Origin of the sequence: Actinomadura citrea (assembly GCF_013409045.1) — a bacterium.
GTDB lineage: Bacteria > Actinomycetota > Actinomycetes > Streptosporangiales > Streptosporangiaceae > Spirillospora > Spirillospora citrea.
The window spans coordinates 4352187-4378691 of record NZ_JACCBT010000001.1; the positions used below are offsets into that span (position 1 = coordinate 4352187).

Here is a 26505-nt window from a genome sequence, read left to right on the forward strand (position 1 = left end):
ACCGGTGCGGGCGAGGTGAGGAGGCCGGGTGGGCGGGATCCTTGTGGCCAACCGGGGAGAGATCGCGCTGCGGGTCGTCCGGGCCGCGTCCGAGCTGGGCCTGCGGACGGTCGCCGTGCACACCCGCGACGACGCCGCCGCGCCGCACATCCGGCGCGCCGACGAGACGCGCGTCCTGCCCGGCGAAGGCGTCGCCGGATACCTCGACGCCGACGCGTTCATCGCCGCCGCGACGGACGCCGGCGCCACGGCCGTCCACCCCGGCTACGGCTTCCTGAGCGAGAACGCGGGCTTCGCCGCCGGCTGCGCCGCGGCCGGGCTGGCCTTCGTCGGCCCTCGCCCGGAGCTGCTGGAGCTGTTCGGCGACAAGACCAGGTCGCGCGGCCTGGCGCGGGAGGCGGGCGTGCCCGTGACTCCCGGCACGCCCGGCGCGGCGAGCCTGGCCGAGGCCGAGGCGTTCGCGCGCGAGCACGGCACCGTCGTGATCAAGGCGCTCGCGGGCGGCGGCGGCCGCGGCATGCGCGTCGTCACCGGGCCCGCCGCCGTGGCGGACGCCTACGAGCGGTGCCGGTCGGAGGCGCTCGCCTCCTTCGGCGGCGGCGAGCTGTACGCCGAGAAGTACGTGCCGCGGGCCCGCCACATCGAGGTCCAGGTCGCGGGCGACGGCTCCGGCGCCGTCACCCATCTGTGGGAGCGCGACTGCAGCGTCCAGCGCCGCCACCAGAAGCTGATCGAGATCGCCCCCGCGCCCGCGCTGCCCGGCCGCGTCAGGGACGCGCTGCTGGACGCCGCCCTGCGGATGGCGGCCCGGGTCCGCTACGAGGGCCTCGGCACCTTCGAGTTCCTCGTCGGCGGCGAGGGGTTCTGGTTCCTGGAGGCCAACCCCCGGCTCCAGGTCGAGCACACCGTGACCGAGGAGATCACCGGCGTCGACCTGGTGAAGGCGCAGATCAGGCTGGCGATGGGGGAGGATCTCGCCGGGGTGGGCCTGGCCGCGCCGCCGCGGGCGTCCGGCTGCGCCGTCCAGGTGCGGGTCAACGCCGAGACGATCGGTGCGGACGGCGCGCCGCGTCCGAGCGCCGGGACGCTCACCGCGTTCGCGCCGCCGTCCGGGCCCGGCGTCCGCGTCGACACCCACGGGTACGCCGGCCACCGCACGAGCCCGCGCTACGACCCGCTGCTCGCCAAGGTCATCGCCCGCGCGGAGGACCTGCCGTCCGCCGCCGCCCGCGCCCACGGCGCCCTCGGCGAGTTCGAGATCGCGGGCGTGGCGACGAGCATTCCGCTGCTGCAGGGCGTGCTGCGCCACCCCGGCTTCACGTCCGGCGGCGCGGGCACGTCGTTCATCGCCGACCACCTGCCCGAGCTGCTGGAGAGCGAGCACCGCCGGTACTACGTCGAGACGGCCCGGAGCACCGCCGGGCCCGAGCCCGCCACCGTCCCGGACGCGCCGCCCGGCACGGTCGCGGTCCCCGCGCCGACGCAGGGGACGGTCGTGAGCGTCGAGGTGGCCGAAGGCGACCTCGTCCGGGCCGGGGCGCCGGTGCTGATCCTCGAAGCGATGAAGATGGAGCACGTCGTCCGCGCGGGGGAGCCGGGCATCGTCCGGGCCCTGGCCGCCGCGCCCGGCGACACCGTCGCCGAGGGCGCGCCGCTGCTGTTCACCGAGCCCGCCGAGGGAGGCGGCGGCCACGCCGCCGAGGACGAGGCGGCCGACCTCGACCTGATCCGCGCCGACCTCGCCGAGACGCTGCGCCGGCACGAGATCGGGCTCGACGCGGCCCGCCCGGAGGCGGTGGCCAAGCGGCACGCGCGCGGTCGCCGCACCGCGCGGGAGAACATCGACGACCTGTGCGATGCGGGCACGTTCGTCGAGTACGGCGCCCTCGTCATCGCCGCGCAGCGGCGGCGCCGCTCCCTCGACGACCTCATCGAGCGCACCCCCGGCGACGGCATGGTCTGCGGGATCGGCGACGTCGACGGCGCGCAGGCCGTCGTCGTGTCCTACGACTACACCGTCCTCGCCGGGACGCAGGGCCACCTGAACCACCGCAAGACCGACCGCATGCTCGACATCGCCCAGCGCCGCCGCCTGCCGCTGGTGCTGTTCGCCGAGGGCGGCGGGGGACGCCCCGGCGACACCGACACCACCGCCGTCTCGGCCCTGGACGTGACGACGTTCCACGCGATGGGGCGGCTCAGCGGCGCCGTCCCGTCCGTCGGCGTCGCGAGCGGGCGCTGCTTCGCCGGGAACGCGGCCCTGCTCGGCTGCTGCGACGTCATCATCGCCACCCGGGACGCCAACATCGGCATGGGCGGCCCCGCCATGATCGAGGGCGGCGGCCTCGGCGTCTTCACGCCCGAGGAGATCGGCCCGGTCGGCGACCAGGAACCGAACGGCGTCATCGACATCGTGGTGGACGACGAGGCCGAGGCGGTCCGGGCGGCCCGCCGCTACCTGTCCTACTTCCGGGGCCCGACGGACGGCTGGACCTGCGACGACCAGCGGATCCTGCGGCACCTCGTCCCGGAGAACCGGCTGCGCGCCTACGACGTCCGCCGCGCCGTCGCCCACCTCGCCGACACCGGGTCGGTGCTGGAGCTGCGCCGCGCGTTCGGGGTCGGGATCATCACCGCGCTGGTCCGCGTCGAGGGCCGCCCGATGGGCCTGATCGCCAGCAACCCGGCGCACCTCGGCGGCGCCATCGACCGCGACGCCGCGGACAAGGCCGCCCGGTTCCTGCAGCTGTGCGACGCGCACGGCCTGCCGGTGGTGTCCCTGTGCGACACCCCCGGCTTCATGGTCGGCCCGGACGCCGAGCGGACCGCCACCGTCCGGCATTTCAGCCGCCTGTTCGTCATCGGCGCCAACCTGCGCGTCCCGATCGTCACGATCGTGCTGCGCAAGGGCTACGGGCTCGGCGCGCAGGCCATGGCGGGCGGCGGGTTCACGGCGCCGCTCGCGACCCTCGCCTGGCCCACCGGCGAGATCGGCGGCATGGGGCTGGAGGGCGCCGTCCGGCTCGGGTTCCGCGCCGAACTGGAGGCCGCCGAGGATCCGCGCGCGATGTTCGAGCAGATGGTCGCCGCGGCCTACGAGCACGGCAAGGCGCTCCACGCGGCCACCGTGTTCGAGCTGGACGACGTCATCGACCCCGCCGAGACGCGGCGCTGGATCACCGCCGTGCTGGCCGCCGCCCCGCAGACCGGCGACCGTCCGCGCCCGTGGATCGACACGTGGTGAAGGGCGGGCCGGTGCGGTAGGCGTCGCGCACACGGGGATCGGCCCGCACCTCCGCCGGGGGCCCGGCGGCGATCACCTTGCCGTCGTCCAGGACATGCAGGACGTCGCAGACGCCGAGCACCGGCTCGATCTCGTCCTCGACGACCAGCACCGCCAGCCCCTCCTCGGCCAGGTCCCGCAGCAGGACCTCCAGCGCCCGCGCGTGCCGCACCGGAAGGCCCGCCCACGGCTCGTCCAGCACGAGCACGGCCGGTTCGGCGGCCAGGGCCCGCGCCAGGTCCACCAACCCGGCGACGCCGGTCGGCGCGTCCCGGACGGGCCTGTCCGCGTGGTCCCGGATGCCGACCCGGGCGAGGAGCGCTTCGGCGACGGCGCCCGCGTCGCGCCGCGCCTCGAAGCGGCGCCGCCACCGGTCCCGCGCGGTGCGCCCCGGCTGCTCCCGCGTCATCGCGTGCCTGGCCGCGGCGGCCTGGACCGCCTCCCGGACGGTCGCCGGCCCGGCCGCGTCCGACCGCTGGAACGTGCGCGCGATGCCGCGCCGGGCCCGTTCCCGCGCCGCGCTGCGCGTCAGGTCGGCGTCGTTCAGCAGGACGGCGCCCGCCGCCGGGCGCCGCAACCCCGTGATCACGTCGCACAGCGTCGTCTTTCCGGCGCCGCTCGGGCCGACCAGGCCGGTGACCGCGCCGGGCGGAGCGGTCAGCCCCGCCCCGTCGACCGCCGTCAGCGGGCCGAAGCGGACCGTCACGTCCCGCACCCGCAGGCCCTCCGCAGCGGCCATGGCATCCGCCCCTCACGCCTCGTGTGATGTGGATCACTGGCGGATTCACACCCTACTGAGGCGCGCGGGCGGCGGCAACGAAGCGTGGAGAAGGCGGGGGGACGGTCAGGGCGCCGGGGGTGCGAGCCTGCCGCGGGTCCACTCCTTGACCCCGGCGACGAACGCCTCGACGTCGGCGGCCTTCCCGGAGGCCATTTCGCCGAACCAGCCCGGCACGTACCGCTCGAACCGCCCGCTCTCCAGGACCTCCAGCACGGCCGCGGCCACCTCCTGCGGCGGCAGCGCGTCCGACACGTCGCTGAGCGGCGGCTCGTTGCCGGGAAGGGCGAACAGCTCCGTCCCGGCGATGAGCGCGGGCTGGATCACGTGGACCTGCACGCCGGTGCCGTCCAGATCGACCGCCATGCTCTCCCAGAACGCCGTGAGCGCGGCCTTGGACGCGGAGTAGGCCGCCTCGTGCGGCGGGCCCAGCCGCGCCGCGACCGAGCCCATCGCCACCAGGTGCCCGCGCCCGCGCGCGACCATGCCGGGCAGCAGCGCCAGCGTGAGCCGCACGGGGGACAGGTAGTTGAGCCGCATCACCTCGTCGGCCTCGGCGGGGGACAGGTCCTGGACGCGGCGCCGCTTCGGCATCCCCGCGTTGTTGACCAGCACGTCGACGCCGCCGAGCTCGCGTTCGGCCTCGGCGGCGAGGTCGGCGACGGCGTCGAGGTCGGCGAGGTCGGCCGCCCACATCGCCGAGTCCGGGGCGTGCTCACGGCACCGGGAGAGCACCTCCGCGAGCCTGTCCTTGCGCCGCGCCACCAGGCCGACCCGCGCCCCGGCGGCGGCGAGCGCCTCCGCCACCACGGCGCCGATGCCCGACGAGGCTCCCGTGACCAGAGCGGACCGTCCGGTGAGAGTCGCCATGCGGACCAACGTCACACACCCCGGCCCCACCGGCAAGACGCAGCGCCGCCGCCCCCGGAAAGCGGCCCGTCGAAATGTCCAGCGGCGCCCGCGCCATGTCGGTAAGGTCGTGGGTTTGGCCCCCCACCACCCTCGCAGCCGGAGGTCTGTCCGCATGCCCGCCGAGTCCGCCGCCCCTTCCGAACCCGCGGTCCTCGCTGCCGAACGCGCCCACCTCGCCGAGTCCCGCGCCGCCCTGCGCCGGATGCGCGAGCACGCCGCGAGCCTTTCCGCGGACGTCGCCGCCGACTGGGTCTCCAAGCAGTTCCTGGAGTCGCTGCTCGACCAGCGGGTCGAGGCCCTCGCCGACCACCCCGACACTCCGCTGTTCTTCGGCCGCATGGACCGTGCCGGCGCGGCCGGCCCCGACCTGCCCGCGGTCATGTACGTGGGGCGGCGGCACGTCCACGACGGCGACGAGGGACGCCCCCTCGTCCTGGACTGGCGCGCCCCCGTCTCCCGGGCGTTCTACCAGGCCGGGCCCGCGGACCCGATGGGCTGGCGGCTGCGGCGGCGCTTCGGGTTCCGGGCCGGCGAGCTGACCGCGTTCGAGGACGAGCCCCTCGACGGCGGCGACATCGGCCCGTCCCGGATCCTGACCGAGGAGATCGAGCGCCCCCGGACCGGCCCGATGCGCGACATCGTCGCCACCATCCAGCCCGAGCAGGACGTGATCGTCCGCGCCGACCTGCCCCGGAGCGTCTGCGTCCAGGGCGCGCCCGGCACCGGCAAGACGGCCGTCGGCCTGCACCGCGCCGCCTACCTGCTGTTCACGCACCGGGAGCGGCTGTCGCGGTCCGGCGTGCTGATCGTCGGGCCGAACCGCGCGTTCCTCGCCTACATCTCGGCGGTGCTGCCCGCGCTCGGCGAGGTCCGGGTCGAGCAGGCCACCATCGACGACCTGCTCGGCCCGCCGCTCCGCGACGAGCCCGCGGACGTGGCCGCCCTCAAGGGCGACGCCCGGATGGCCGACGTGCTGCGCAGGGCGCTGTGGCTGCACGTCCGCAAACCGGAGGAGGGGCTCGTCGTCACGCGGGGCGCGGCGCGCTACCGGCTCGCCGACCACGAGATCCGCGAGATCGCCGCCGCGCTGCGCGGGACGACCCGGTACGGCAGCGGCCGGGCCGCGTTCGCGCAGCGGCTGGCGCACCAGATCCTCGTCCGGATGGAACGGCGCGGCGAGGCCCCCGACGACCGCGTCCAGGACCAGGTCGCGCGGAGCGGGCCGGTCAAGCAGGTCCTCGACGCGGTGTGGCCGAAGGTGAGCGCCGAGCAGGTCCTGCACCGGCTGCTCTCGGACGCCGATCTGCTGCGCGGGGCCGCGAAGGGCGTGCTCGACGAGGACGAGCAGGCCGCCCTCCGGCCGTCGAGGCCCGCCCGCTCGCACCGTTCCGCCGCGTGGACCGCCGCCGACCGGGCCCTCCTGGACGAGCTGAACGACCTCATCGAGCGCACCACCTCGCTCGGCCACCTGGTGGTGGACGAGGCGCAGGACCTGTCCGCGATGCAGCTGCGGGCGCTGGGCCGCCGCTGCGCGACGGGCTCGGCGACCGTCCTCGGCGACCTCGCGCAGGGCACGACCGCGTGGTCGGCGCGCACGTGGAAGGAGGTTCTCGCCCATCTCGGGCAGGACGGGGAGGTCACCGAGCTGACCCTCGGGTTCCGCGTTCCGGGCACCGTCCTCGACTTCGCCGCCCGCCTGCTCCCGCACGTCGCGCCCGGCCTGGAGCGGCCGCGCTCGCTGCGGCCCGGCGCCGGAGCGCTCACCGTGCGGCGCGTCCCCGGCCTGGCCGCCGCGACGGTCGAGGCCGCCCGCGCCGCCCTCGCCCGCCCCGGTTCGGTCGGCCTGATCGTCCCGGACGCGCGGGCGGGCGAGCACGCGGCCGCGCTGGAGACCGCCGGGCTGGAGCACGAGGTCCTCGGGCCGGAGTCGGCCGGGACCGGACGGTTGCTCGTGATCCCCGCGACCCTCGCCAAGGGCCTGGAGTACGACCACGTGATCGTCGCCGAGCCCGCCGCCATCGCCGCGGCCGAGGCGCGCGGCCTCGCCCGCCTGTACGTCGTGCTGACCCGGGCCGTCACCACGCTGACCGTGCTGCACGAGGACGACCTGCCCGCCGAGCTGGCGGAGCCGGTGCCCTAGCCGGGCGCGCCCGGCAGGTCCGGGCGCACCCGCGGGCGCAGCCCGTCGAAGGCGATCCGCAGGACGTCCTCGCGGGCCCCGGCGCGGCCGGCGGCGTAGGACATGCCCGCCAGCAGCGCCATGACCTCGCCCGGCCCGACGTCGGCTCGGACGGCGCCGGCCTCCTGCGCCCGTTCGAGAAGGACCCCGAGGGCGGCCTTCAGGCCCGGCCCGGCGCGCCCGGTGGCCTTCCGGGCGTCGATGCCGGCCTCGGCCAGCGCCTCGGTGACGGCCTGCTTGGTCGCCGCCTGCGAGACCACCCGGGTGAAGAAGCCGAAGAACGCCGCGCCCGGGTCGTCCGCGGACCGCAGGTCCCGCGCCTCGGCCGCCAGCCGCTCCAGCAGGGCGACGAGCACGGCCTCCAGCAGCGACTCCTTGGTGGGGAAGTGCCGGAACACCGTCCCGATGCCGACCCCCGCCTTGCGCGCGACCTCCTCGGTGGAGGCGGAGGTCCCCTGGACGGCGAAGACCTCCTCGGCCGCGGCGAGGACCTTGGCGCGGTTGCGCAGGGCGTCGGCGCGCAGCGGCCTGCCGGAGGCGGGTGATGTCATCGCGGCCTTCCGTTGACAAGTGGAGTCTTGGCTCCATATTTTCTCATGCGGAGCACGTACTCCGATTCTAGGGGAGATCGCATGTCAGAGTTCGCCAGCCCCCGGGCCGTCCTCCAGCGGCTGATCGACGGGATAACCGCGCTCCGGCCGGAGGGCCTGCCGCAGCTCTACGCGGAGGACGCGGTGGTCGTGCACCCGTTCGCCCACCCGGCCTCGCGCCTGGAGGGCCGCGAGGCGCTGCGCCGGCACTTCGCGCAGCTGGAGACGCTGCCCGTGGAGCTGAAGGCGCGCAACGTCGTCGTGCACGAGACCGCCGACCCCGAGGTGATCATCACGGAGTTCGAGTACGCGGGACGCAACACCGAGAACGGACGGGAGTTCGTCGTGCCCAACATCTTCGTCCTGCGGGTGCGCGACGGGCACATCGTGGAGTCCCGCGACTACGCCCACCACCGCGCGTTCGACGAGGCGATGGCGTGAGGCCCCCGTCCGCCGCGTCCCCCCGCGAGGTGTTCGCGCGGCTCAGCGCGGGCATCTCGGCCGGCCGCTGGCACGAGCTCGCCGCCCTCTACGCCGAGGACGCGGTCGTCGAGCAGCCCTTCGCCCTCCCGCCCGCGCCGCCGCGCCTGGAGGGCCGCGCGGCGATCGACCGGCACTTCCGCGCCGCCGCGCGCGGGCCCCTCGAACTGCGCGCCCGCGACGTGGTGGTGCACGAGACCGGAGACCCGGAGGTGATCATCGCGGAGTTCGGCTACGACGGGCGCGTGACCACCTCGGGCCGCGCGTTCCGCGTCGCCAACGTCCAGGTGCTGCGGGTGCGCGACGGCCAGATCGCCGAGACCCGCGACTACCACGACCACCCGGGCTTCGCGCGGGCGATGATGGACGGCTGAGCGGGGAGGACCGCGCGGGGAGGACCCGCAGGGGCTGCCGGGCGCGGGCGGTTGACTGGCCGTCCCGGCCGTTCCTAGGCTGGACGTCGGCATACCGACCGGTTGGTATGTCCCGTTCCGGGTGGCCGCCGCCACCCACGCCCCGCGCGGAGGCCCCGTGAGCACAGCACCGCCCGACGCCGACGATCTGAGCAGGCGGGTCGGCGAGTTCCTCGCCGGCCACGACCCCGCGGCGACCGGGCCCCTGGAGTTCCTGCGGGCCCGGTTCGACGCCGGGCTCGCCTGGGTGCACTACCCCGAGGGACTCGGTGGGCTCGGCGCCCCGCGGCACCTGCAGCCCGCCGTCGACCGCCGGTTCGCCGAGGCGGGCGCCCCGACCAACCACCCCGAGCGCAACGGCATCGGGCTCGGCATGGCCGCGCCGACGATCCTCGCCTTCGGCACCGAGGAGCAGAAGCGCCGCTTCCTGCGCCCGCTGTGGACCGGCGAGGAGCTGTGGTGCCAGCTGTTCAGCGAGCCCGGCGCCGGCTCCGACCTCGCCGCGCTCGCCACCCGCGCCGTCCGCGACGGCGACGCCTGGACGGTCGACGGCCAGAAGGTGTGGACGTCCATGGCGCACGAGGCGCGCTGGGCGATCCTCGTCACCCGCACCGACCCGGACGTCCCCAAGCACCGCGGCATGACCTACTTCGTCTGCGACATGACCGCGCCGGGCGTCGAGGTCCGCCCGCTGCGGCAGATCACCGGCGAGGCCGAGTTCAACGAGGTGTTCCTCACCGACGTGCGGATCCCCGACGAGCACCGGCTCGGCGAGGTCGGGCAGGGCTGGCAGGTCTCCACCACCACGCTGATGAACGAGCGGGTCGCGATCGGCGGCAGCGCCGTGCCGCGCGAGAGCGGCATGATCGGGGTCGTCGCCGCGCTCTGGCGGGACCGTCCCGAGCTGCGCACCCCCGGCCTGCACGACGCCCTGCTGCGCGCGTGGGTGGACACCGAGGCGGCCCGGCTCACCGGGGCGCGGCTGCGCCAGCAGCTCACGGCCGGGCAGCCCGGCCCCGAGGGGTCGGGCGCCAAGCTGGCCTTCGCCAGGCTCAACCAGGAGGTGTCCGGCCTGGAACTGGAGCTGCTCGGCGAGGAGGGCCTGCGCTACGACGACTGGACGATGCGCCGCCCCACCGAGGTCGACTTCACCCGCCGCTCGCCCGGCTACCGCTACCTGCGCGCCAAGGGCAACTCCATCGAGGGCGGCACCTCGGAGATCCTGCGCAACATCATCGCCGAGCGCGTCCTCGGCCTGCCCGGCGAGATCCGCGTCGACAAGGACGTGGCGTGGAAGGACCTGCCCCGATGAGCGACCTGCTGTACGGCGAGATCGAGAACGACCTGCGGGCGAGCGTCCGCGACGTGCTGGGAGACAAGGCGCCCTGGACCTCCGTCCTCGCCGGCACCGAGAAGGACGAGCCCTACGACGCGCCGCTGTGGCGGGCGGTCGCCGGCCAGCTCGGCTGCGCGGGCCTGCCGGTCCCCGAGGAGCTCGGCGGCGCCGGCGCCACCTGGCGCGAGACCGCCGTCGTGATGGAGGAGCTGGGCCGGTCCGCCGCGCCCGTCCCGTTCCTCGCCAGCGCCGTGATCGCCACGGCGGCGCTGCTGGCCGCCGGGGAGCGGGAGCTGCTTCCGCGGCTGGCCGCGGGGGAGCGGATCGCGGTGCTGGCCGTCCCGTTCAGCGCCGCGCCGGGCGACGTCCCGGCGACGGTCCGAGTCGCCGACGGGACGCTGACCGGCGAGGTCACCAGCGTGGCCGACGGCATGGCCGCCGAGGTGCTGCTCGTCCCGGCCGGGGACGGCCTGTACGCGGTGGACGCCGCCGACGCCCGCCGCACCGCCGCGACCTCGCTCGACATGACGCGCCGGCTCGCCGACCTCGCCTTCTCCGCCGCGCCGGCCCGGCGCGTCGCCGAAGGGGCCGGCGCCGTGCGGGCCGCGCTGCGCACCGGCGCCGCGATGCTGGCGTCCGAGCAGCTCGGGCTCGCCGAGCGCTGCCTGGACGACACCGTCGCCTACGTGAAGACGCGCTACCAGTTCGGCCGCCCGGTCGGCTCCTACCAGGGCCTCAAGCACCGGCTCGCCGACCTGTGGACCTCGATCACCCAGGCCCGCGCGGTCGCCCGCCACGCCGCGTCCTGCGTGGCCGCGGGCGACGAGGACACGCCGATCGCGGTCGCCGTCGCGCAGGCGCACTGCTCGGCGGTCGCCCTGAAGGCGGCCGAGGAGTGCGTGCAGATGCACGGCGGCATCGGCTTCACCTGGGAGCACCCGGCGCACCTGTTCCTGAAGCGCGCCAAGGCCGACTCCATCGCCCTCGGCACGCCCGACCGGCACCGCGCGCTCCTCGCCGAACTGGTGAACCTTCCTCCGGCCTGACGGCGGTGCCTGACGGCGGGCGGACGGCCCCGGGCCGCGACCACGGGGCCGTCCGGCTAACCGGTGATGACCGCCAGGATCCGGGCGCCCTCGGGGAACGCGCCGCGCTCGGCCAGCGCCAGCACGCCGAACATCATCTTCGCCGTGTAGATCCGGTCGAGGACGATCCCGTGCCGGCCGGCGAAGTCGTCGGCGAACGCGTCCAGCTCGGGGGTGCTCCTCGCGTAGCCGCCGAAGTGGAAGCCGTCCTGGACGCTCCAGTCCCCGCGCCGCCCACCGTAGGTCTCGCGCTGGAGACGCGCCACCTCCCCGGTCATGAAACCGCCCCTCAGCACGGAGAACCCGACGGCGCGCTGCCCCGGGGCGAGCCCGGCGGCGAGGCCGGCCAGCGTCCCGCCTGTCCCGCAGGGGCAGCACACCACGTCGAAATCCGGCACCTCCGCGCCCAGCTCGGCGCAGCCCCGGACGGCCGGCGCGTTGCTTCCGCCTTCCGGCAGGAGGTAGAAGCCGCCCCACCGCTCCCGCAGCGCCTCGATGATGTCGGGCTCGTGCTTGCGCCGGTAGGCCGCGCGGTCCAGGTAGGTGAGGCGCATGCCCATGTGCTCGGCGCGCGCGAGCGTGTCGTTCAACGGCAGGCGCTCCTCGCCACGGATCACGCCGATGGTCGCGAACCCGTGGATCCTGCCCGCAGCCGCCACGGCCCGGATGTGGTTGGAATAGGCGCCGCCGAACGTCAGGACCGTCCCGTGCTCGCGCGCGGGCCCGAGGTTGTGCCGGAGCTTGCGCCACTTGTTGCCCGGCAGCTCCGGGTGGATCAGGTCGTCCCGCTTCAGGAAGAGCCGGAGACCGCGGCGCGCCGCCCGCTCGTCCGCCAGCTCCACCACGGGTGAGGTCGTCTCGGGGGAAGGCGTCATGGCATCGGCAGGCCGAGCCTCCCGCGGAGCGTACGCTGCACCTCCTCGATGCCCGGCCGCGCGTCGATGGTGACCACGTACTCCTTGCGGCCGAACAGCTCCAGGATGGGGTCGGTCCTCTCGTGGTACTCGCGCAGCCGCTCGGCGAGCGCCTGCTCCGTATCGTCCTCGCGGGACACCAGCTCGCCCCCGCACACGTCGCAGCGGCCCTCCTGCGTCGGGCGGTCGGCGATCAGGTTGTAGTCCATCCCGCACCCGTTGCACAGCCGGCGGGCCAGCACCCGGCGGCGGACCTCCTCGTCCGGCAGGTCCAGATGGATCACGCCGTCGATGTCGTAGCTCTCCAGGAAGAACTCCGTCTGCCGCCGGCTGCGGGGGAAGCCGTCGACGACGAACCCGTAGTTCCAGTCGTGCTGGGCTAGCCGGTCCCGCACGACGCTCTCCGCGAGATCGTCCCCGACCAGCTCGCCGGCCGCCATGGTGCGCCGCACCTGCGCCCCGAGCTTGGTGTGGTTCTTGACGTGCCAGCGGAAGATGTCGCCGACGCTGATGTGGACGATGTCCAGATCGCGCGCGAGCAACTCGGAGTGCGTGCTCTTGCCGCTTCCGACAGCGCCGATGATGACGTACTTGCGCATGGGGGAGAGCCTATGCGCGCCGTCCCGGTCAGAGGGGGAGGCGCAGGCGGCGGCCCAGCCTCCGGAACCGGGAGTCGGGAGCGCTCTCGGGCGACTCGTCCCGCACCATCAGGTTCTCCAGCAGCGTGTCGAACGCGGGCGGGCGGACGCACACCAGCGTCGCGCGGGCCCTGCGGGCGCAGTGCAGCCGCACCGACGGACGCAGCAGCCGCGAGAACGGGCCCCGCGTGCCACGCCCGACGACCAGGATGTCGTCGTCGCCCGCCAGCCGCACCAGCGTCGCGCCCGGCTCCCCGACGAGCGCCAGCGCGGTCATCTCCACGCCCTCGGGCGGGCCCCCGCACACCTCCGCCAGCAGCCGGGCGATGAGCTCGGCCCCGGAACCGCGCAGCGCCTCGGTGATGCCGCAGCCGAGCTGGCCCGCCGCCGACACGTGCGGGGGCAGCGGCGCGGCGTGCGCCACCAGCAGCGGCAGCCGGCGCAGCCGCGCCTCGCCGATCGCCCAGGAGAGGGCGCAGCGCGCACCCGCGGAGTCGTCCACCCCCACCACGACGCGGGGCCCGCCCTCCGGTCTCGCGATCACGGTCCCTCCTGTGGCCGCCGGGTGACAGCAGTCTAGACAGAAGGCATACCCGTTCCGGCGCGAGAGTTCCAGGTTCCGGGGGCACCGGTTCGCGACGAACCCGCGGCGAGGGCGTGGGCGCTGGACCTTCCGGCGCCGCGCGGGGCAGACTTCCGGTATGGCCGCACCGCACGAGCACGACTCCTCCTGCGCCGTCGCGCACGGCGACGTCCAGCCCGAAACGGGGGAGCGGACGCTGGTCGCGGTGTTCGCCGGCCCCGTCGCCGACCACCTGCTGCGCTACGCCGCCGGCCTCGGCTACCGCACGTTCCTCGTCGACCCCGACAAGGACCGCGACGGCACGTCCGACCTGCCGCCCCTGGACGCCACCGCGGACGTCGTCGTCACAGACCACCACCGGCCCGAGCTCGGGCCGGTCCTGCGCGACGTGCTGACGCAGCCCGTCCGGTGGGTCGGCGTCATGGGCAACCCGCGGCACCCCGCCCCGCACATCCCGGCCCTCACAGAACTCGGCGTTCCCGCGGCCGACATCGCGCGCGTGCACCGCCCGATCGGGCTCAACATCGGCTCCAGGACGCCGGCCGAGATCGCCCTGGCGACCCTCGCCGGCCTGATCGCCGACCGCAACGGCCGCCCCGGCGGCTTCGAGTTCTAGTGCTGGCGGTCGCCTACGACGCCTTCGCCGGGCCGCTGGAGATCCGGGAGCTGCCCGACCCGCGGGTGCCGCCCGGCGGCGCGGTGATCCGGGTCGAGGCCACGGGCGTGTGCCGCAGCGACTGGCACGGCTGGCAGGGCCACGATCCCGACATCCGCGCCTTCCCGCACGTCCCCGGCCACGAACTGGCGGGCACGGTCGAGGAGACCGGCGCCGGCGTCGCCGGCCTGCGGCCCGGCGACCGGGTGACCGTCCCGTTCGTGTGCGCCTGCGGCCGCTGCCCGTCCTGCCAGGCGGGCGACCAGCAGGTCTGCGAGGCCCAGACCCAGCCCGGCTTCACGCACTGGGGCTCGTTCGCCCACTACGTCGCGATCGACGCCGCCGAGGTGAACCTGGTGCGCCTGCCCGACGAGATGGCCTGCACGACCGCGGCCGCGCTCGGCTGCCGGTTCGCCACCGCGTTCCGCGCCGTCCTCGCGCAGGGACGCGTCCGCGCGGGCGAGTGGGCGGCGGTGCACGGCTGCGGCGGCGTCGGGCTGTCCGCCGTCATGATCGCCGCGGCGGCCGGCGCGCGGGTCGTGGCGGTCGACGTGTCGCCGCAGGCGCTGGAGCTGGCGCGCCGCTGCGGCGCGTCCGCCGTCGTCGACGCCGCGGCTCACGACGACGTGGCCGAGGCCGTGCGCGAGGCGGCCCACGGCGGCGCCCACGTCTCGTTGGACGCGCTCGGCAGCCCGGCCACCGCCCGCGCCTCGGTCGAGTCCCTGCGCCGCCGCGGCCGGCACGTCCAGGTCGGGCTGCTGCCGCCCGGCGCGGGCCGCGCCGACCTGCCGATGGAGCGGGTGATCGGATGGGAGCTGGAGATCGTCGGCAGCCACGGGATGGCCGCCCACGCCTACGGCCCGATGATGGAGCTGGTCCGCTCCGGAGCGCTGCGCCCCGACCTGCTGGTGGGGCGCGTCCTGACCCTGGACGACGCCCCGGCCGCCCTCGCCGCGATGTCCGGGGCCGGGATCACGGTGATCGAACCTCGGCGCCGGCGTCCCCCCGGCGACGGCGCCGGTGGCGTCCACGGGGCGCGGGCGTAGGATCAGGGGTGACGCCCGTGTTCTGTCAGTGGGCTCGTCTACGGTCGGAGGCGACGGCGCCCGCCGCCCTCGCCGCCCTGGCGATGCCGCCCAGCAGAGGTGACGACCACCATGCCCGACACCATGCCCGACACCATCGAGACAGACCGTGACTTCCAGTCGCTGGCCGACCCGTACCGGCGGGAGCTGCTGGCGCACTGCTACCGGATGCTCGGCTCCATCCACGACGCCGAGGACCTGGTGCAGGAGACCTACCTGCGGGCATGGCGCTCCTACGGCGGCTTCGAGGGCCGCTCCTCGCTGCGCACGTGGCTGTACCGCATCGCCACGAACGTGTGCCTGACCGCCATCGACCAGCGCGGCAACCGGCCCATGCCGTCCGGTCTCGGGGCGCCGAGCGAGGAGCCGGAGCGGCCCGTGGTGGCCTCGGACGAGGTGCCGTGGCTGGAGCCCGCCCCCGACGCCGTTCTCGGGGCCGACGCCACCGACCCGGCGACCATCGTCACCGCGCGCGAGAGCACCCGCCTGGCGTTCGTGGCGGCCCTGCAGCACCTGCCCGCCAAGCAGCGGGTCGTGCTGATCCTGCGGGACGTGCTGAAGTGGCGGGCCGCCGAGGTCGCCGAGCTCCTCGACACCTCCACCGCCGCGGTCAACAGCGCGCTGCAGCGGGCGCGCGCGCAGCTGGAGGAGAACGCCCCCCTGCGCGACGAGCTGGTCGAGCCGACCGACCCCGGCCAGCGCGACCTCCTGGAGCGCTACGCGAAGGCGTTCGAGTCCGCCGACATCGCGAGCCTGATCGAGTTGTTCAAGCAGGACATCGTCTGGGAGATGCCGCCGTTCCCGCAGTGGTTCGTCGGCGCCGACCACGTCGTCCGGCTCATCCTGGCCCAGTGCGGTCCCACCCCCGGCGACATCCGGATGGTCCCGGCCGCCGCGAACGGGCAGCCGGCCTTCGGGCTCTACAAGCGCGACGACGAGGGCGTTCACCGCGCGTACCAGCTCCAGGTGCTGAGCGTCACCGGCGACGGCGTCGCCCACGTCTCGGTGTTCTTCGACACGACCCTGTTCCCGGTGTTCGGGCTGGCCGAGAGCCTCTGATCGCGCCCCCGCCCTTCCACTGGGCGGAAATGGGGGCGGGGCGCGCGCCGCGCCGGCTGCGAGGGTGGTGGCCGGGCGGGGACGCCGTGACGGCCTCCCGCCGAGCGGGAAGGGGAGGCTTATGGACAAGGTCGTGGCCTCGGCGGCGGACGCCGTCGCCGACATCGGTGACGGATCGTCCCCGGCCGTCGGCGGCTTCGGGCCCCGCGGGGCGCCGCCGGTCCTCATCTCCGGCCTCGACGAGCGGGGCACGGCCGGCATCACCGAGCAGGAAGGGATGAGGGCATGACGCACCCGCCGTACCTGTACCCGGGCTACAAGAGCACCGTGCTCCGCGCCCCGTCGCAGGATCTGCTCATGCCGAAGCTGGGGCCGGACAGCATCGAGCTGACCTCCCCGGTCTTCGGACACCAGGAACTGGGACGCAGGGACCACGACCTCACCGTCCAGCACGCCGGGGAACCGCTCGGCGAGCGGATCGTCGTGACCGGCCGCGTGCTCGACGGCGCGGGCCGCCCGGTGCGCGGCGCGCTGGTGGAGGTCTGGCAGGCCAACGCGTCGGGCCGGTACCACCACCTCGGCGACGTCCATCCGGCGCCGCTCGACCCCAACTTCACCGGCGCCGGACGCTGCCTGACCGACGGCGACGGCCGCTACCGGTTCGTCACGATCAAGCCGGGCGCCTACCCGTGGGGCAACCACCACAACGCGTGGCGGCCCGCCCACATCCACTTCTCGGTGTTCGGCACCGCGTTCACCCAGCGGCTCGTCACCCAGATGTACTTCCCCGGCGACCCGCTGTTCGCCCACGACCCGATCTTCCAGTCGATCCCGGACGAGCGGGACCGGGAGAAGCTGGTCTCCCGGTTCGACATGGACACCACCACGCCGGAGTGGGCGCTCGGCTACCAGTGGGACATCGTCCTCGGCGACACCCCGATGGAGGCCTGATGAGCACGCCTTCCCCCACGCCCTCGGCCGTGACGCCCTCCCAGACGGTCGGCCCCTTCTTCGGCTACGCGCTGCCGTACGAGGCGGGCCCGCAGGTGGTCCCGCCGTGGCGGCCCGACGCGATCCGGGTGCGCGGGCGCGTCCTGGACGGCGCGGGACAGCCGGTGCCGGACGCGCTGCTGGAGATCTGGCAGGCCGACGGCAACGGCGAGGTCCCGCACCGCCCCGGCGGCATCGTGCGCGCCGGGCACGGCTTCTCCGGCTTCGGCCGGTGCGGCACCGACGCCGACGGCGGCTACTGGTTCAGCACCGTCAAGCCCGGCGCGGTCGGCGGGAGCGCGCCCTACATCGCCGTGCTGGTGTTCGCCCGCGGCCTGCTGAAGCCGGTCTTCACCCGGCTGTACTTCCCCGAGGACGGGGCCGCCCGCGCGGCCGACCCGCTGCTGGACGCCGTCCCGGAGGAGCGGCGCGCGACCCTGGTCGCCGAACGTGAGGGCGAGCGGGAGTACCGGTTCGACGTCCGTCTCCAGGGGGACCGGGAGACGGTGTTCCTTGCCTTCTGACGAGCACGGGCCGCCGCCCGGCGGGCACGGGCCGGCGCAGGAGCGCCGCCCGGCGCCGGACGCGGGACTGCTGTCGCCCGTCCGGGCGGGGACGGAGGCTGAGGCCGCCACCAGCGACCTCGCCTACCTGACCGCCATGCTCGACGCGGAGGCGGCGCTCGCCCGCGCGCAGGCCCGGCTCGGTCTCGTCCCCGCCCCCGCCGCGGAGGCGATCACCGCCGCCGCCGACGCGGACCGGTTCGACCTGCCCGGCATCGCCCGCCGGGCCCGCGGCTCCGGCAACCCCGTCGTGCCGCTGGTCGCCGATCTGCGCGCGCTCGCGGGCGCCGCGGGCGAGCACGTCCACAAGGGCGCCACGAGCCAGGACATCGCCGACACCGGCGCCATGCTCGTCGCGGCCCGTGCCAGGCGCGTCGTCCTCGCCCACCTCGACCGGGCACTGGACGCGCTGGCCGGGCTCGCGGCGCGGTACCGCGACACGCCGATGCCCGCCCGCACGCTCGGCCGGCAGGCGCTGCCGACGACGTTCGGCGCCAAGGCCGCGGGCTGGCTCATGGGCTGCCTGGAGGCGCGGGAGGGCCTGGCCGCCGTCCTGCTGCCCGCCCAGCTCGGAGGCCCCGCCGGGACGCTGGACGCCTTCGGCGACCGGGCCCTCGACCTCGTCGCCGCCTACGCGGAGGAGACCGGGCTGGCGTGCCCCGTCCTGCCGTGGCACACCCGCCGAACGCCCGTCGCCCGTCTCGCGGCGGCGCTGGCGGTGGCCGCCGGCGCCCTCGGCAAGATCGCCACCGATGTGTGGCTGCTGGCGCAGAGCGAGGTCGGCGAGGTCGCGGAGGCCGCGGGCGCGGGCCGGGGCGGCTCGTCGTCGATGCCGCACAAGCGCAACCCGGCGCTGTCCGCGCTGGTCCGGTCCGCCGCCCTGCAGGTCCCGGCGCAGGTCCAGGTGATCCTCGCCGCGCAGGCCGCGCCGCACGAGCGGCCGGCGGGGGAGTGGCACGCCGAGTGGCAGCCGCTGCGCGAGTGCCTTCGGCTGACCGGCGGCGCCGCCGAGACGGCCGCCGAGCTGCTGGACGGCCTGGAGGTGTCCACCGAGCTGATGCGCGCCGACCTCGACGACCTCCTGGACCTCCTCGGCGACGACCCCGGGACCGGCGCCGCCGCCGCCCTCGTCGGCCAGGCCCTCGACGCGTACCGCAGGAGCCGCGCGTGACCGCCGCACCGCACCACCGTCTGGACGGACCGGACGGCGCGCCCGTCGTCGTCCTCGGCCCGTCCCTCGGCACCTCCATGGACCTGTGGCTGCCGCAGATGCCCGCGCTGACGCGTGCCTGGCGCGTGCTGCGCTACGACCTGCCCGGCCACGGCGGCACGCCAGCGCCCGGCGGCCCGTTCACCGTCGAGGACCTCGCCGGCGGGGTCGTCGCCCTGCTCGACGGCCTCGGCGTCGAGCGGGCCGCCTACGCCGGGGTGTCGCTCGGAGGCGCGGTCGGGACGGCCCTCGCGCTGCGCGCCCCGGAGCGCGTCGCCAGCCTGGTCCTGTGCTGCACGTCCCCGCGCTTCGGCGACCCGGGGCCCTGGCGCGAACGCGCCGCGCTCGTCCGCCGCGAGGGGGTCGGCCCGGTCGTGGACGGCGCGGCGGGACGCTGGTTCACGCCGTCCTTCACCGGAGCGGACCCTTACGTGGCGATGCTCCGCGCCACCGACGCCGAGGGCTACGCCGGCTGCTGCGACGCCCTGGCCGCGTTCGACGCGACCGAGCGCCTGGCCGAGATCCGCGCGCCGGCCCTGGTGGTCGCCGGTGCGCAGGACGGCCCGACCCCGCCGCGCGGCCACGCCGACCGGCTCGCGGCCGGCATCCCGGGCGCCCGGCTGACGGTGGTCGAGGGCGCCGGGCACCTGGCGAACGCCGAACGCCCGGCCGAGGTCACCGAGGCGATCACCGCGCACCTGGACCGCACGTGGAAGGGAGCCCGCCGATGAGCGAGCGCATGTCCGACGGGGAACGGCACGCGCTGGGCATGAGGACGCGGCGCGAGGTGCTCGGCGACGCCCACGTCGACCGCGCCGAGGCCCGCAAGGACGGCTTCACCGCCGACTTCCAGGACCTGATCACCCGCTACGCGTGGGGGGAGGTCTGGAGCCGTCCCGGCCTGGACCGCAGGACCCGCAGCTGCATCACGCTGACCGCCATGGTCGCGGGCGGCCACCTGGACGAACTGGCCATGCACGTGCGCGCCGCGCTCCGCAACGGACTGACCCCCGACGAGATCGGGGAGGTGCTCCTGCAGACGGCGATCTATTGTGGAGTGCCCGCCGCGAACTCGGCGTTCGCCGTCGCCCAGCGGGTACTCACCGAACAGGAGTGACGGGCCCGGGCGGAGGAGCCACGTGGGAGCGGACCCCAGGAGAGGGGACAGGGCGGAACGCGCGCGGCCGGTCAGCGTGACGGGCAAGGTCATGGCCATCCTGAACGCCTTCGCGCAGGGCGGCGTCCGCCTCAACCTGAGTGAGATCTGCCGCCGCGCCGGCCTGCCGCTGGCGACCGGCCACCGCCTCGTCGGGGAGCTGGTCGGCGGCGGGTTCCTGGAGCGGGTGCCGGACGGCACATACCGCATCGGCACCCGGCTGTGGCGCATCGGAAGCCAGGCCCCGGCGGTCACCGGGCTGCGAGAGCTGGCCCTCCCGCACATGGAGGACCTGTACGAGGCCACCCACGACAACGTCCAGCTCGGCGTGCTCCGCGACGAGCGGGTGCTGATCGTGGAGCGGCTGCGCGGGACGCGGTCGGTGCCGGTCGTGACCCAGGTCGGCGCGACCTTGCCGCTGCACACCACCGGCGTCGGGAAGGTGCTGCTGGCGTTCGCGCCGCCGCGGGTGCTGGAGAAGGTCCTGGCCGGCGAGCTGCCCCGGCACGCGGCGCGCTCCATCACCGACCCCGGCGAGCTGCGGCGCTGCGTCGAGCAGGTCCGCCGTTCCGGCTACGCGGTGACCCGCGACGAGATGACGCTGGGCGCGTCGTCCGTCGGCGCCCCCGTGCGCGACGGCGCGGGCGACGTGGTCGCGGCGGTGTCGCTGGTGTCGAGCACCCGCAGCGCCGACCTGCGGCGGCTGCTGCCGCCGCTGACGACCGCGGTGCGCGCCCTGTCCCGGGACGTGGCGGCGCACTGGCCCGGAGGCCCCGACCTGTTTTCCGCTGAGCGGAACGCCGGCGCCTGAACCTGCGGCGACGCGCGCGACCATCGGCGCGAGGCCATCACGAGGAGGATCGATGCGGACCCAGGTCGCGATCATCGGCGGAGGACCGGCGGGGCTGCTGCTGTCGCATCTGCTCCATCTCCAGGGGATCGACTCGGTGGTCCTGGAGAGCCGCGACCGCGACTACGTGGAGCACCGGCAGCGGGCCGGGATGCTGGAGCAGGGGACGACCGACGTCCTGCGCGAGAGCGGCGCGGGCGAGCGGCTGGACCGGGAGGGCCTGGTCCACCACGGGCTGGAGCTGCGGTTCGGCGGCGCCGGGCACCGGGTCCCGCTGACCGACCTCACCGGCCGGACCGTGACGGTCTACGCCCAGACCGAGATCGTCAAGGACCTCGTCGCCCGGCGGCTGGCCGACGGCGGCGACGTGCGGTTCGAGGCGGAGGTCGTCGCCCTGGACGCCTCCGCGCCGAGCGTGACCTTCCGCGACGGCGACCGGACGCGCACCCTGGACTGCGACTACATCGCCGGCTGCGACGGGTTCCACGGCGTCGGCCGCCCCGCCGTGCCGGGCCTGCGGACGTTCGAGCGCGAGTACCCGTTCGCCTGGCTCGGGATCCTCGCCGACGTCCCGCCCTCCACCGACGAGCTGATCTACGCCCACCACGACCGCGGGTTCGCGCTGCACAGCCTGCGCTCCCCGCAGGTCAGCCGCCTCTACCTCCAGGTGCCGCCGGACGAGGACATCGCCGCGTGGCCCGACGCCCGGATCTGGGACGAACTCGCGGCGCGGTTCGCCACCGACGACGGCTGGGAACTGCGCGAGGGCCCGATCACCGACAGGTCGATCACGCCGATGCGCAGCTTCGTGGCCGAGCCGCTGCGGCACGACCGGCTGTTCCTCGCCGGCGACGCGGGGCACATCGTCCCGCCGACCGGGGCGAAGGGCCTCAACCTGGCGGTGTCCGACGTGACCGTCCTGGCGCGGGCGTTCGCCGAACGGTACGCCTCCGGATCGCACACCCTGCTGGACGAGTACTCCGACGCGTGCCTGCGGCGGGTGTGGCGGGCCGAGCACTTCTCGTACTGGATGACCACGCTGCTGCACACCGACCCGGCCGCGACCGGCTTCGAGCGCCGGCTCCAGCGCTCCCACCTGGACTACGTGGCCTCCTCCGAGGCGGCCAAGACCTCCCTGGCCGAGAACTACACCGGCCTTCCCCTCACCTAGCCGCGCGCTCACGGCGCCCGGGTGAGATGCACGTCACCGAAATTAGCAGCCCCTGACATTTTGCCACGTAGGCAAGTTCGGTCTACGGTGAGACGCGTGGCGGCGCCGCCGGCCCCCGGCCCGGCGGCCGTCGGCGCGTGCCGTGCCCCCACGTGGACGCGGAAGGTGAAAGGCTTCGGCATCTGCTCGACGTCGCCGCCCGCCCGGCGGCGGCCGCGAGCCCGCCCCCGCCCGGCCCTGACCGGCGCAGAACCCGATGCGAAGGACAGCGCAGTGAGCCTCCTCGACAAGCCGCCCCGCCAGGTCGGCGCGTTATCACGACTGCGCAGGCCGGGACGGGCCGGCGCGGCCGCGGGACGCCCCGGCGGCCGGCCGCGGCCCGTCCGCGAGCTCCTGCTGATCATCGTGCTGTTCGCCGCCTACAAGCTCGGTCGGCTGCTGGCGGACGGGCGGGTGAGCGAGGCGTTCGACAACGCCCACCGCGTCCTGCGCCTGGAGCACGTCCTCGGCCTGCCGGGCGAGGCGGGCGTCCAGCACGGGCTGCTTCACAGCCAGTTCCTCGTGCACGCGGCCAACTCTTACTACGCCTACGTGCACTTCCCAGCCGCCGTGCTGTTCCTGCTCTGGATCTACCTGCGGCGGCCCGTCCACTACCGGTGGGTGCGCCGGGTGCTCGTGGCGCTCACCGCCGCGGCGCTCGTCCTGCACCTGCTCGTGCCGCTGGCGCCTCCGCGCATGCTGCCCGCGGCGGGGCTGATCGACACCGCCGCCCGGTACGGGCCCTCGGTGTACGGGGCGCCGCAGACCGACACGATCGCCAACCAGTACGCGGCCATGCCGTCCCTGCACATCGGCTGGGCGGCCGTCATCGCGCTCGGGCTGGTCGTCACGTCCCGGACGCGGTGGCGGTGGATGTGGCTCCTGCACCCGATCGCGACGATCGCGGTCGTCGTCGGCACCGCCAACCACTACTGGCTGGACGGGATCGTGGTGCTGGCGCTGCTGTCGGTCACCGTCCTGCTGCTGCGCCCGCCGCCGGCGGACGAGCCCGCCGGTTAGCCCGCGGGCTCGGCGCCCAGCGTCTCGAGCAGCTCGGTCACCGGCTGCAGCTTCTCGTACAGCAGCAGGACGGGCTCGCCCGGCGCCGCCATGTCCAGCGCGGAGGTCAGCGCGCCCTTCAGGTCCCCGGCCGGGTGGTGGCGCACGTCCGGGCGGACCTCCCGCAGCCCCTGGACGATCAGCCGGGTCATCTCGCCCGAGCGGCGCCCCCGCAGGTCCTCGTCCTCGTAGACGACGACGCGGCCGAACGAGCCCGCCAGCGCCCGGGCGGTCTCGCTCACCAGCTCGTCGGAGCGGTCGCCCGGCAGCGTCACCGCCGCGACCCCGACGCCGCCCCAGCACCGCTCGACGAACGCGCCCATCGCCCCGACCGCCGCCGGGTTGTGGGCGTAGTCGACCAGGACGGGGTTGGCGCCGACCTGGTACACGCAGCCCCGTCCGGGGTTGCGCGTGTGCGGGTCGAACGAGCGCAGCGCCCGCGCCACCACCTCCACCGGCACGCCGAGGGCGCGGGCGGCGGCCGCCGCGGCGAGCGCGTTGGCGATCACGTGGCGGGCGTGCCCGCCGAACGAGCCCGCCACCTCGGCGGCCGGCAGGATCGGGGTCCGGCGATCGCCGCGCGCCTCGGTCAGCCACCCGTCCCTGACGCTGTAGCCGGCGCCGCCGCGGCGCAGGTGCCCGGCGAGGACGGGGGCGTCGGGGGACAGGGCGAAGTAGCGCAGCACCGGGTCGCGCTCGCGGACCCCCGGCCGCCCGGCGAGGCCCGCCGACGCCGCGTCCTCGGCGTTGAGGACCACGTGGCCGCCCTGCCGGATCTCCTCGGCGACCAGGGACTTGATGTCGACCAGGTCGTCCACGGTCTCGGTGTCGTCGACGCCGAGGTGGTCGCGGGTGACGTTGGTGACGACCGCGACGTCGGCGCGGTCGTAGCCGAGGCCGCGCCGCACGATGCCGCCCCGCGCGGTCTCCAGCACGGCCGCCTCCACCGACCGGTCGCCGAGCACCATCTCCGCCGAGCGCGGCCCGGACGCGTCGGACCGGTGGACCAGCTGCCCGCCGACGTACACGCCCTCGGTGCTGGTCATCCCGGTCCGGCGCCCGTCCAGCTCCAGCATGTGCGCGATCATCCGGACGGTCGTGGTCTTGCCGTTGGTGCCGGTGACCGACACGACCGGCACCCGCGAGGGCGTCCCCTCCGGGTACATCAGGCCGATGATGTCGCCGGCGACGTCGCGTCCCGCGCCCTGGTGCGGCGCCAGGTGCATCCGCAGGCCGGGCGCGGCGTTGACCTCCAGGATCCCGGCGGCGCCGCGCTCGGCGGGCGGCGGGGAGGCGGCGTCGGGCAGCCGCAGGTCGATGCCGCACACGTCCATGCCGACGGCCGCGGCGGCCCGCACGCACATCGCGGCGACCTCGGGGTGGACGTCCGCGGTCACGTCCCGGCTGGTGCCGCCGGTGGACAGGTTCGCGTTGCGGCGCAGCCACACCCGCTCCCCGTCGGCGGGCACCGACCGCGGGCCGTGCCCCTGCCGCTCCAGCAGCGCCAGCTCGGCGGGGCCGAGAACGAGCCGGGTCAGCGGCCGGTCGTGGCCCTGGCCGCGCGCAGGGTCGGCGTTGACCCGCTCCACCAGCGCCGCGACCGTGGCCGTGCCGTCGCCGGTCACGCACGCGGCGGTCAGCTCGGCCGCCGCCGCGACCCGGCCGCCGACCACCAGCACCCGGTAGTCCTTGCCCGGGATGTAGCTCTCGACGAGGACCTCGCCGCCGTCCCCGGCCGCCGACGCGAACGCGGCCACCACCTCCGGCGGCGTGGTCAGCTCGATGTGCACGCCCTCGCCCTGGTGGCCCGCCAGCGGCTTGACGACCACCGGGCTCCCGACGGCGCGCAGCGCCTCCAGCGCCTCGCCCGGGGACGCCGCGACGCGCCCCTCCGGCACGGGCAGGCCGGCGTCGGCGAGCAGGCGGTGCGCGAGCCGCTTGTCGCCCGCGACCTCCATCCCGATCGCCGAGGTGGCGTCGGTCATCGCCGCCCACACCGTCCGGCGGTACCGCCCGTACCCCAGGCGCAGCAGGTTGAGCCCGCCGACCCGGCGCACCGGCACGCCCCGCTCGCGCGCCGCCCGCGCCAGCGCCGCCGTGCTCACCCCGAGCCGCTCCTCCTCGTGGACGGCGGCGATCCGGGCCAGGTCGGCCGAGGTGCCCGGGACGAGCCCGGCGAGCGCCCCGTTCACGATCCGCACCGCCAGGGTGATCAGCCGCTCCACCACCGGGCTCTGGGACGGCTCGTCGGGCGGGCACTCCAGGATCACGTCGTACTCGGCGGGCCCGCCCGCGCGCACGGTGCGGCCGAAGAACACCTCCCGCCCGATCAGCCCGGACAGCTCCAGCGTGACGTGCTCGGTGACGTGGCCGAAGTAGGTGCCGCGCGCCATCGCCTCCAGCAGCCCGCCCGGGCGGCCCGCCGAGCAGTGGTGTTCGGCCAGTCCGGGCAGGGCGTCGACGAGCCGCTCGGCGAAGCCGGGATGGTCGGTGGTCTCGTGGCCGGTCAGGCCCTGCAGGTCCAGCCGCGCGATCGCGACCGGGCGGGACAGGTAGATGTTCGGGCCGCCGAGGCGGCGCACATGGTCGAGTCGCACCGCTATCCCTCCTCCGGGCCGCGCATGTTGCCGATCGCCGGGAGCCGGTCGTTCATCTGGAACGCGCAGCCGGCCGGCAGCAGGTGCAGCGACACGTCGAGCATGGCCATCGGCTCGTCGTCGGAGGCGGCGTAGGCGACCGTGGCCTGCCCGGCGTCCACGACCGTGACGACGCCCGTCCCGACGACGTCGAACCGCCCGTCGCCGACCACGATCGCCGTGTCCTCGTCGATCCCGACGCCGAGCAGCCGGGTGTCCAGCGCTATCCCGCTCATCAGCCTCGGCAGCCGCCCCCGCTCGTTGAAGTGCATGTCGATCAGCACGTTGTCGAGCAGGGCGAGCCCGGGGCCGACCTTCACGGTGGAGGCGGCCACATCGTGGCCGCGGCCGCCGAGGATCATCCAGTGGCCCATGGCGGTGGCGCCCGCGCTCGTCCCGGCGATCACCAGACCCTCCTGGTCGAGCCGGCGCTTGAGCAGCTCGTTGGTCCTCGAACCGACCAGGGTGCGGATCCGCGACTGGTCGCCTCCGCTGAACAGCACCCCCGTCGCGGTCTCCAGCGCCCGCTGCGTCGCCGCGTCGTCGGCCGCCGCCCGGCCGAGCAGCCGCAGTTCGCGCACCGAGGACACGCCGAGCCGCCCGAACACCGCGGTGTACTCGTCGGCGACCTCCTCGGGCACCTCCGTCGCCGTGGTGATGACGACGATCCGCGCGTCCTCCTCGCCCGCAAGCTCGACGAACGTCTCCAGCGGGCCGGAGCCGCAGATCCGGTTCTCCGCACCGCCGATGATCAGCAGCCGGCCCTTGCGTCCGGCGCCTCCGTGTTTGTGGTTCACACGTGCTAGCTACCCCTGATAACCGCCTGTAGTCGCGCGAACGC

At 75.5% G+C, this 26505-nt stretch carries 26 protein-coding genes; 18 read left to right on the forward strand and 8 right to left on the reverse strand.

The annotated features are described in order from the left end of the window. Positions 1–28 precede the first annotated feature (28 nt). Complete coding sequence (locus tag BJ999_RS20315; RefSeq protein WP_179834755.1) at positions 29–3244, forward strand: acetyl-CoA carboxylase family protein; 3216 nt, start codon at positions 29–31, stop codon at positions 3242–3244. Here BJ999_RS20315 and BJ999_RS20320 read toward each other — a convergent pair. Both BJ999_RS20320 and BJ999_RS20325 read right to left on the reverse strand, forming a co-directional pair. After that, the gene (locus tag BJ999_RS20320) at positions 3177–4022 is read right to left on the reverse strand and encodes an ATP-binding cassette domain-containing protein (protein ID WP_179834756.1); all 846 of its coding nucleotides are present in this window, start codon (positions 4020–4022) and stop codon (positions 3177–3179) included. The genes BJ999_RS20315 and BJ999_RS20320 overlap by 68 nt on opposite strands. 105 nt (positions 4023–4127) lie before the next feature. Next, positions 4128–4931 (reverse strand): SDR family NAD(P)-dependent oxidoreductase, encoded by an 804-nt coding sequence (locus BJ999_RS20325; protein ID WP_179834757.1) that lies wholly within the window; start codon positions 4929–4931, stop codon positions 4128–4130. A 154-nt stretch (positions 4932–5085) separates the two neighbouring features. Between BJ999_RS20325 and BJ999_RS20330 the strand changes: the two genes are divergently transcribed. Further along, entirely contained in the window at positions 5086–7113 is a 2028-nt protein-coding gene (locus BJ999_RS20330) for a HelD family protein (RefSeq protein WP_179834758.1), read from the forward strand. Here the strand turns inward: BJ999_RS20330 and BJ999_RS20335 are convergent. Continuing rightward, positions 7110–7703, reverse strand: a complete 594-nt coding sequence (locus tag BJ999_RS20335; protein ID WP_179834759.1) for a TetR/AcrR family transcriptional regulator — start codon at positions 7701–7703, stop codon at positions 7110–7112. The genes BJ999_RS20330 and BJ999_RS20335 overlap by 4 nt on opposite strands. An 81-nt stretch (positions 7704–7784) precedes the next feature. Between BJ999_RS20335 and BJ999_RS20340 the strand changes: the two genes are divergently transcribed. From BJ999_RS20340 to BJ999_RS20355, 4 genes are all read left to right on the forward strand, one after another. Then, positions 7785–8183, forward strand: coding sequence for a nuclear transport factor 2 family protein (locus BJ999_RS20340; RefSeq protein ID WP_179834760.1), 399 nt, complete (start codon positions 7785–7787; stop codon positions 8181–8183). Further along, positions 8180–8596 (forward strand): nuclear transport factor 2 family protein, encoded by a 417-nt coding sequence (locus tag BJ999_RS20345; protein WP_179834761.1) that lies wholly within the window; start codon positions 8180–8182, stop codon positions 8594–8596. The genes BJ999_RS20340 and BJ999_RS20345 overlap by 4 nt, the downstream gene beginning before the upstream one ends. 157 nt (positions 8597–8753) lie before the next feature. After that, positions 8754–9947, forward strand: a complete 1194-nt coding sequence (locus BJ999_RS20350) for an acyl-CoA dehydrogenase family protein (RefSeq protein WP_179834762.1) — start codon at positions 8754–8756, stop codon at positions 9945–9947. Next, positions 9944–11017, forward strand: a complete 1074-nt coding sequence (locus tag BJ999_RS20355; protein WP_179834763.1) for an acyl-CoA dehydrogenase family protein — start codon at positions 9944–9946, stop codon at positions 11015–11017. The genes BJ999_RS20350 and BJ999_RS20355 overlap by 4 nt, the downstream gene beginning before the upstream one ends. 56 nt (positions 11018–11073) lie before the next feature. Here BJ999_RS20355 and BJ999_RS20360 read toward each other — a convergent pair whose 3' ends face one another. Genes BJ999_RS20360 through BJ999_RS20370 form a run of 3 tightly spaced genes read right to left on the reverse strand, consistent with a single transcriptional unit; the run spans position 11074 to position 13152 of the window. Next, positions 11074–11931: a 1-aminocyclopropane-1-carboxylate deaminase/D-cysteine desulfhydrase gene (locus BJ999_RS20360; protein ID WP_179834764.1), complete on the reverse strand. Its 858-nt coding sequence runs from the start codon at positions 11929–11931 to the stop codon at positions 11074–11076. After that, the gene (locus BJ999_RS20365) at positions 11928–12569 is read right to left on the reverse strand and encodes an adenylate kinase family protein (protein WP_179834765.1); all 642 of its coding nucleotides are present in this window, start codon (positions 12567–12569) and stop codon (positions 11928–11930) included. The genes BJ999_RS20360 and BJ999_RS20365 overlap by 4 nt, the downstream gene beginning before the upstream one ends. 28 nt (positions 12570–12597) lie before the next feature. Continuing rightward, entirely contained in the window at positions 12598–13152 is a 555-nt protein-coding gene (locus BJ999_RS20370) for a universal stress protein (protein WP_179834766.1), read from the reverse strand. Positions 13153–13309: 157 nt separating this feature from the next. Between BJ999_RS20370 and BJ999_RS20375 the strand changes: the two genes are divergently transcribed. From BJ999_RS20375 to BJ999_RS20425, 12 genes are all read left to right on the forward strand, one after another. Continuing rightward, a complete protein-coding gene (locus tag BJ999_RS20375; RefSeq protein WP_179834767.1) occupies positions 13310–13807 on the forward strand; it encodes an XdhC family protein in 498 nt (165 codons plus the stop codon). Then, positions 13807–14892: a zinc-dependent alcohol dehydrogenase family protein gene (locus tag BJ999_RS20380; protein ID WP_179834768.1), complete on the forward strand. Its 1086-nt coding sequence runs from the start codon at positions 13807–13809 to the stop codon at positions 14890–14892. The genes BJ999_RS20375 and BJ999_RS20380 overlap by 1 nt, the downstream gene beginning before the upstream one ends. Positions 14893–15003: 111 nt before the next feature. Further along, positions 15004–15990: a sigma-70 family RNA polymerase sigma factor gene (locus BJ999_RS20385; protein ID WP_179834769.1), complete on the forward strand. Its 987-nt coding sequence runs from the start codon at positions 15004–15006 to the stop codon at positions 15988–15990. A gap of 121 nt (positions 15991–16111) precedes the next feature. Then, the gene (locus tag BJ999_RS20390; RefSeq protein WP_218935150.1) at positions 16112–16279 is read left to right on the forward strand and encodes a sugar phosphate isomerase family; all 168 of its coding nucleotides are present in this window, start codon (positions 16112–16114) and stop codon (positions 16277–16279) included. Further along, positions 16276–16941 carry a protocatechuate 3,4-dioxygenase subunit beta gene (gene pcaH, locus BJ999_RS20395; protein ID WP_179834770.1) on the forward strand — a complete coding sequence of 222 codons (666 nt, stop codon included), beginning with the start codon at positions 16276–16278 and terminating at the stop codon, positions 16939–16941. Before BJ999_RS20390 ends, pcaH begins: the two co-directional genes overlap by 4 nt. Further along, entirely contained in the window at positions 16941–17504 is a 564-nt protein-coding gene (gene pcaG, locus BJ999_RS20400) for a protocatechuate 3,4-dioxygenase subunit alpha (RefSeq protein WP_179834771.1), read from the forward strand. The genes pcaH and pcaG overlap by 1 nt, the downstream gene beginning before the upstream one ends. Next, the gene (pcaB, locus tag BJ999_RS20405) at positions 17494–18714 is read left to right on the forward strand and encodes a 3-carboxy-cis,cis-muconate cycloisomerase (RefSeq protein WP_179834772.1); all 1221 of its coding nucleotides are present in this window, start codon (positions 17494–17496) and stop codon (positions 18712–18714) included. Before pcaG ends, pcaB begins: the two co-directional genes overlap by 11 nt. After that, a complete protein-coding gene (gene pcaD / locus BJ999_RS42175) occupies positions 18711–19484 on the forward strand; it encodes a 3-oxoadipate enol-lactonase (RefSeq protein ID WP_308427293.1) in 774 nt (257 codons plus the stop codon). The genes pcaB and pcaD overlap by 4 nt, the downstream gene beginning before the upstream one ends. Then, the gene (pcaC, locus tag BJ999_RS43645) at positions 19481–19870 is read left to right on the forward strand and encodes a 4-carboxymuconolactone decarboxylase (protein ID WP_218935151.1); all 390 of its coding nucleotides are present in this window, start codon (positions 19481–19483) and stop codon (positions 19868–19870) included. Before pcaD ends, pcaC begins: the two co-directional genes overlap by 4 nt. 22 nt (positions 19871–19892) lie before the next feature. Next, positions 19893–20720 (forward strand): IclR family transcriptional regulator, encoded by an 828-nt coding sequence (locus BJ999_RS20415; protein WP_229810675.1) that lies wholly within the window; start codon positions 19893–19895, stop codon positions 20718–20720. Between the two features lie 52 nt (positions 20721–20772). Next, positions 20773–21930, forward strand: a complete 1158-nt coding sequence (locus tag BJ999_RS20420) for a 4-hydroxybenzoate 3-monooxygenase (protein ID WP_179834773.1) — start codon at positions 20773–20775, stop codon at positions 21928–21930. A 273-nt stretch (positions 21931–22203) separates the two neighbouring features. Beyond that, entirely contained in the window at positions 22204–22989 is a 786-nt protein-coding gene (locus BJ999_RS20425; protein ID WP_229810676.1) for a phosphatase PAP2 family protein, read from the forward strand. Here BJ999_RS20425 and cphA read toward each other — a convergent pair. Continuing rightward, on the reverse strand, positions 22986–25625 hold the full coding sequence (gene cphA / locus BJ999_RS20430) for a cyanophycin synthetase (RefSeq protein WP_179834774.1): 2640 nt from the start codon (positions 25623–25625) through the stop codon (positions 22986–22988). The two genes, BJ999_RS20425 and cphA, sit on opposite strands and share 4 nt — an antisense overlap. Positions 25626–25627: 2 nt before the next feature. Continuing rightward, the gene (locus tag BJ999_RS20435; protein WP_179834775.1) at positions 25628–26461 is read right to left on the reverse strand and encodes a cyanophycinase; all 834 of its coding nucleotides are present in this window, start codon (positions 26459–26461) and stop codon (positions 25628–25630) included. Positions 26462–26505: the final 44 nt, after the last annotated feature.

Bases quoted from the DNA above. Each gene is read 5' to 3' on its own strand.
- BJ999_RS20320 (WP_179834756.1), bottom strand. From the start codon at position 4,022: ATGGCCGCTGCGGAGGGCCTGCGGGTGCGGGACGTGACGGTCCGCTTC.
- BJ999_RS20325 (WP_179834757.1), bottom strand. From the start codon at position 4,931: ATGGCGACTCTCACCGGACGGTCCGCTCTGGTCACGGGAGCCTCGTCG.
- BJ999_RS20330 (WP_179834758.1), top strand. From the start codon at position 5,086: ATGCCCGCCGAGTCCGCCGCCCCTTCCGAACCCGCGGTCCTCGCTGCC.
- BJ999_RS20335 (WP_179834759.1), bottom strand. From the start codon at position 7,703: ATGACATCACCCGCCTCCGGCAGGCCGCTGCGCGCCGACGCCCTGCGC.
- BJ999_RS20340 (WP_179834760.1), top strand. From the start codon at position 7,785: ATGTCAGAGTTCGCCAGCCCCCGGGCCGTCCTCCAGCGGCTGATCGAC.
- BJ999_RS20355 (WP_179834763.1), top strand. From the start codon at position 9,944: ATGAGCGACCTGCTGTACGGCGAGATCGAGAACGACCTGCGGGCGAGC.
- BJ999_RS20360 (WP_179834764.1), bottom strand. From the start codon at position 11,931: ATGACGCCTTCCCCCGAGACGACCTCACCCGTGGTGGAGCTGGCGGAC.
- BJ999_RS20365 (WP_179834765.1), bottom strand. From the start codon at position 12,569: ATGCGCAAGTACGTCATCATCGGCGCTGTCGGAAGCGGCAAGAGCACG.
- BJ999_RS20375 (WP_179834767.1), top strand. From the start codon at position 13,310: ATGGCCGCACCGCACGAGCACGACTCCTCCTGCGCCGTCGCGCACGGC.
- BJ999_RS20385 (WP_179834769.1), top strand. From the start codon at position 15,004: ATGCCCGACACCATGCCCGACACCATCGAGACAGACCGTGACTTCCAG.
- BJ999_RS20390 (WP_218935150.1), top strand. From the start codon at position 16,112: ATGGACAAGGTCGTGGCCTCGGCGGCGGACGCCGTCGCCGACATCGGT.
- pcaH (WP_179834770.1), top strand. From the start codon at position 16,276: ATGACGCACCCGCCGTACCTGTACCCGGGCTACAAGAGCACCGTGCTC.
- pcaG (WP_179834771.1), top strand. From the start codon at position 16,941: ATGAGCACGCCTTCCCCCACGCCCTCGGCCGTGACGCCCTCCCAGACG.
- pcaC (WP_218935151.1), top strand. From the start codon at position 19,481: ATGAGCGAGCGCATGTCCGACGGGGAACGGCACGCGCTGGGCATGAGG.
- BJ999_RS20420 (WP_179834773.1), top strand. From the start codon at position 20,773: ATGCGGACCCAGGTCGCGATCATCGGCGGAGGACCGGCGGGGCTGCTG.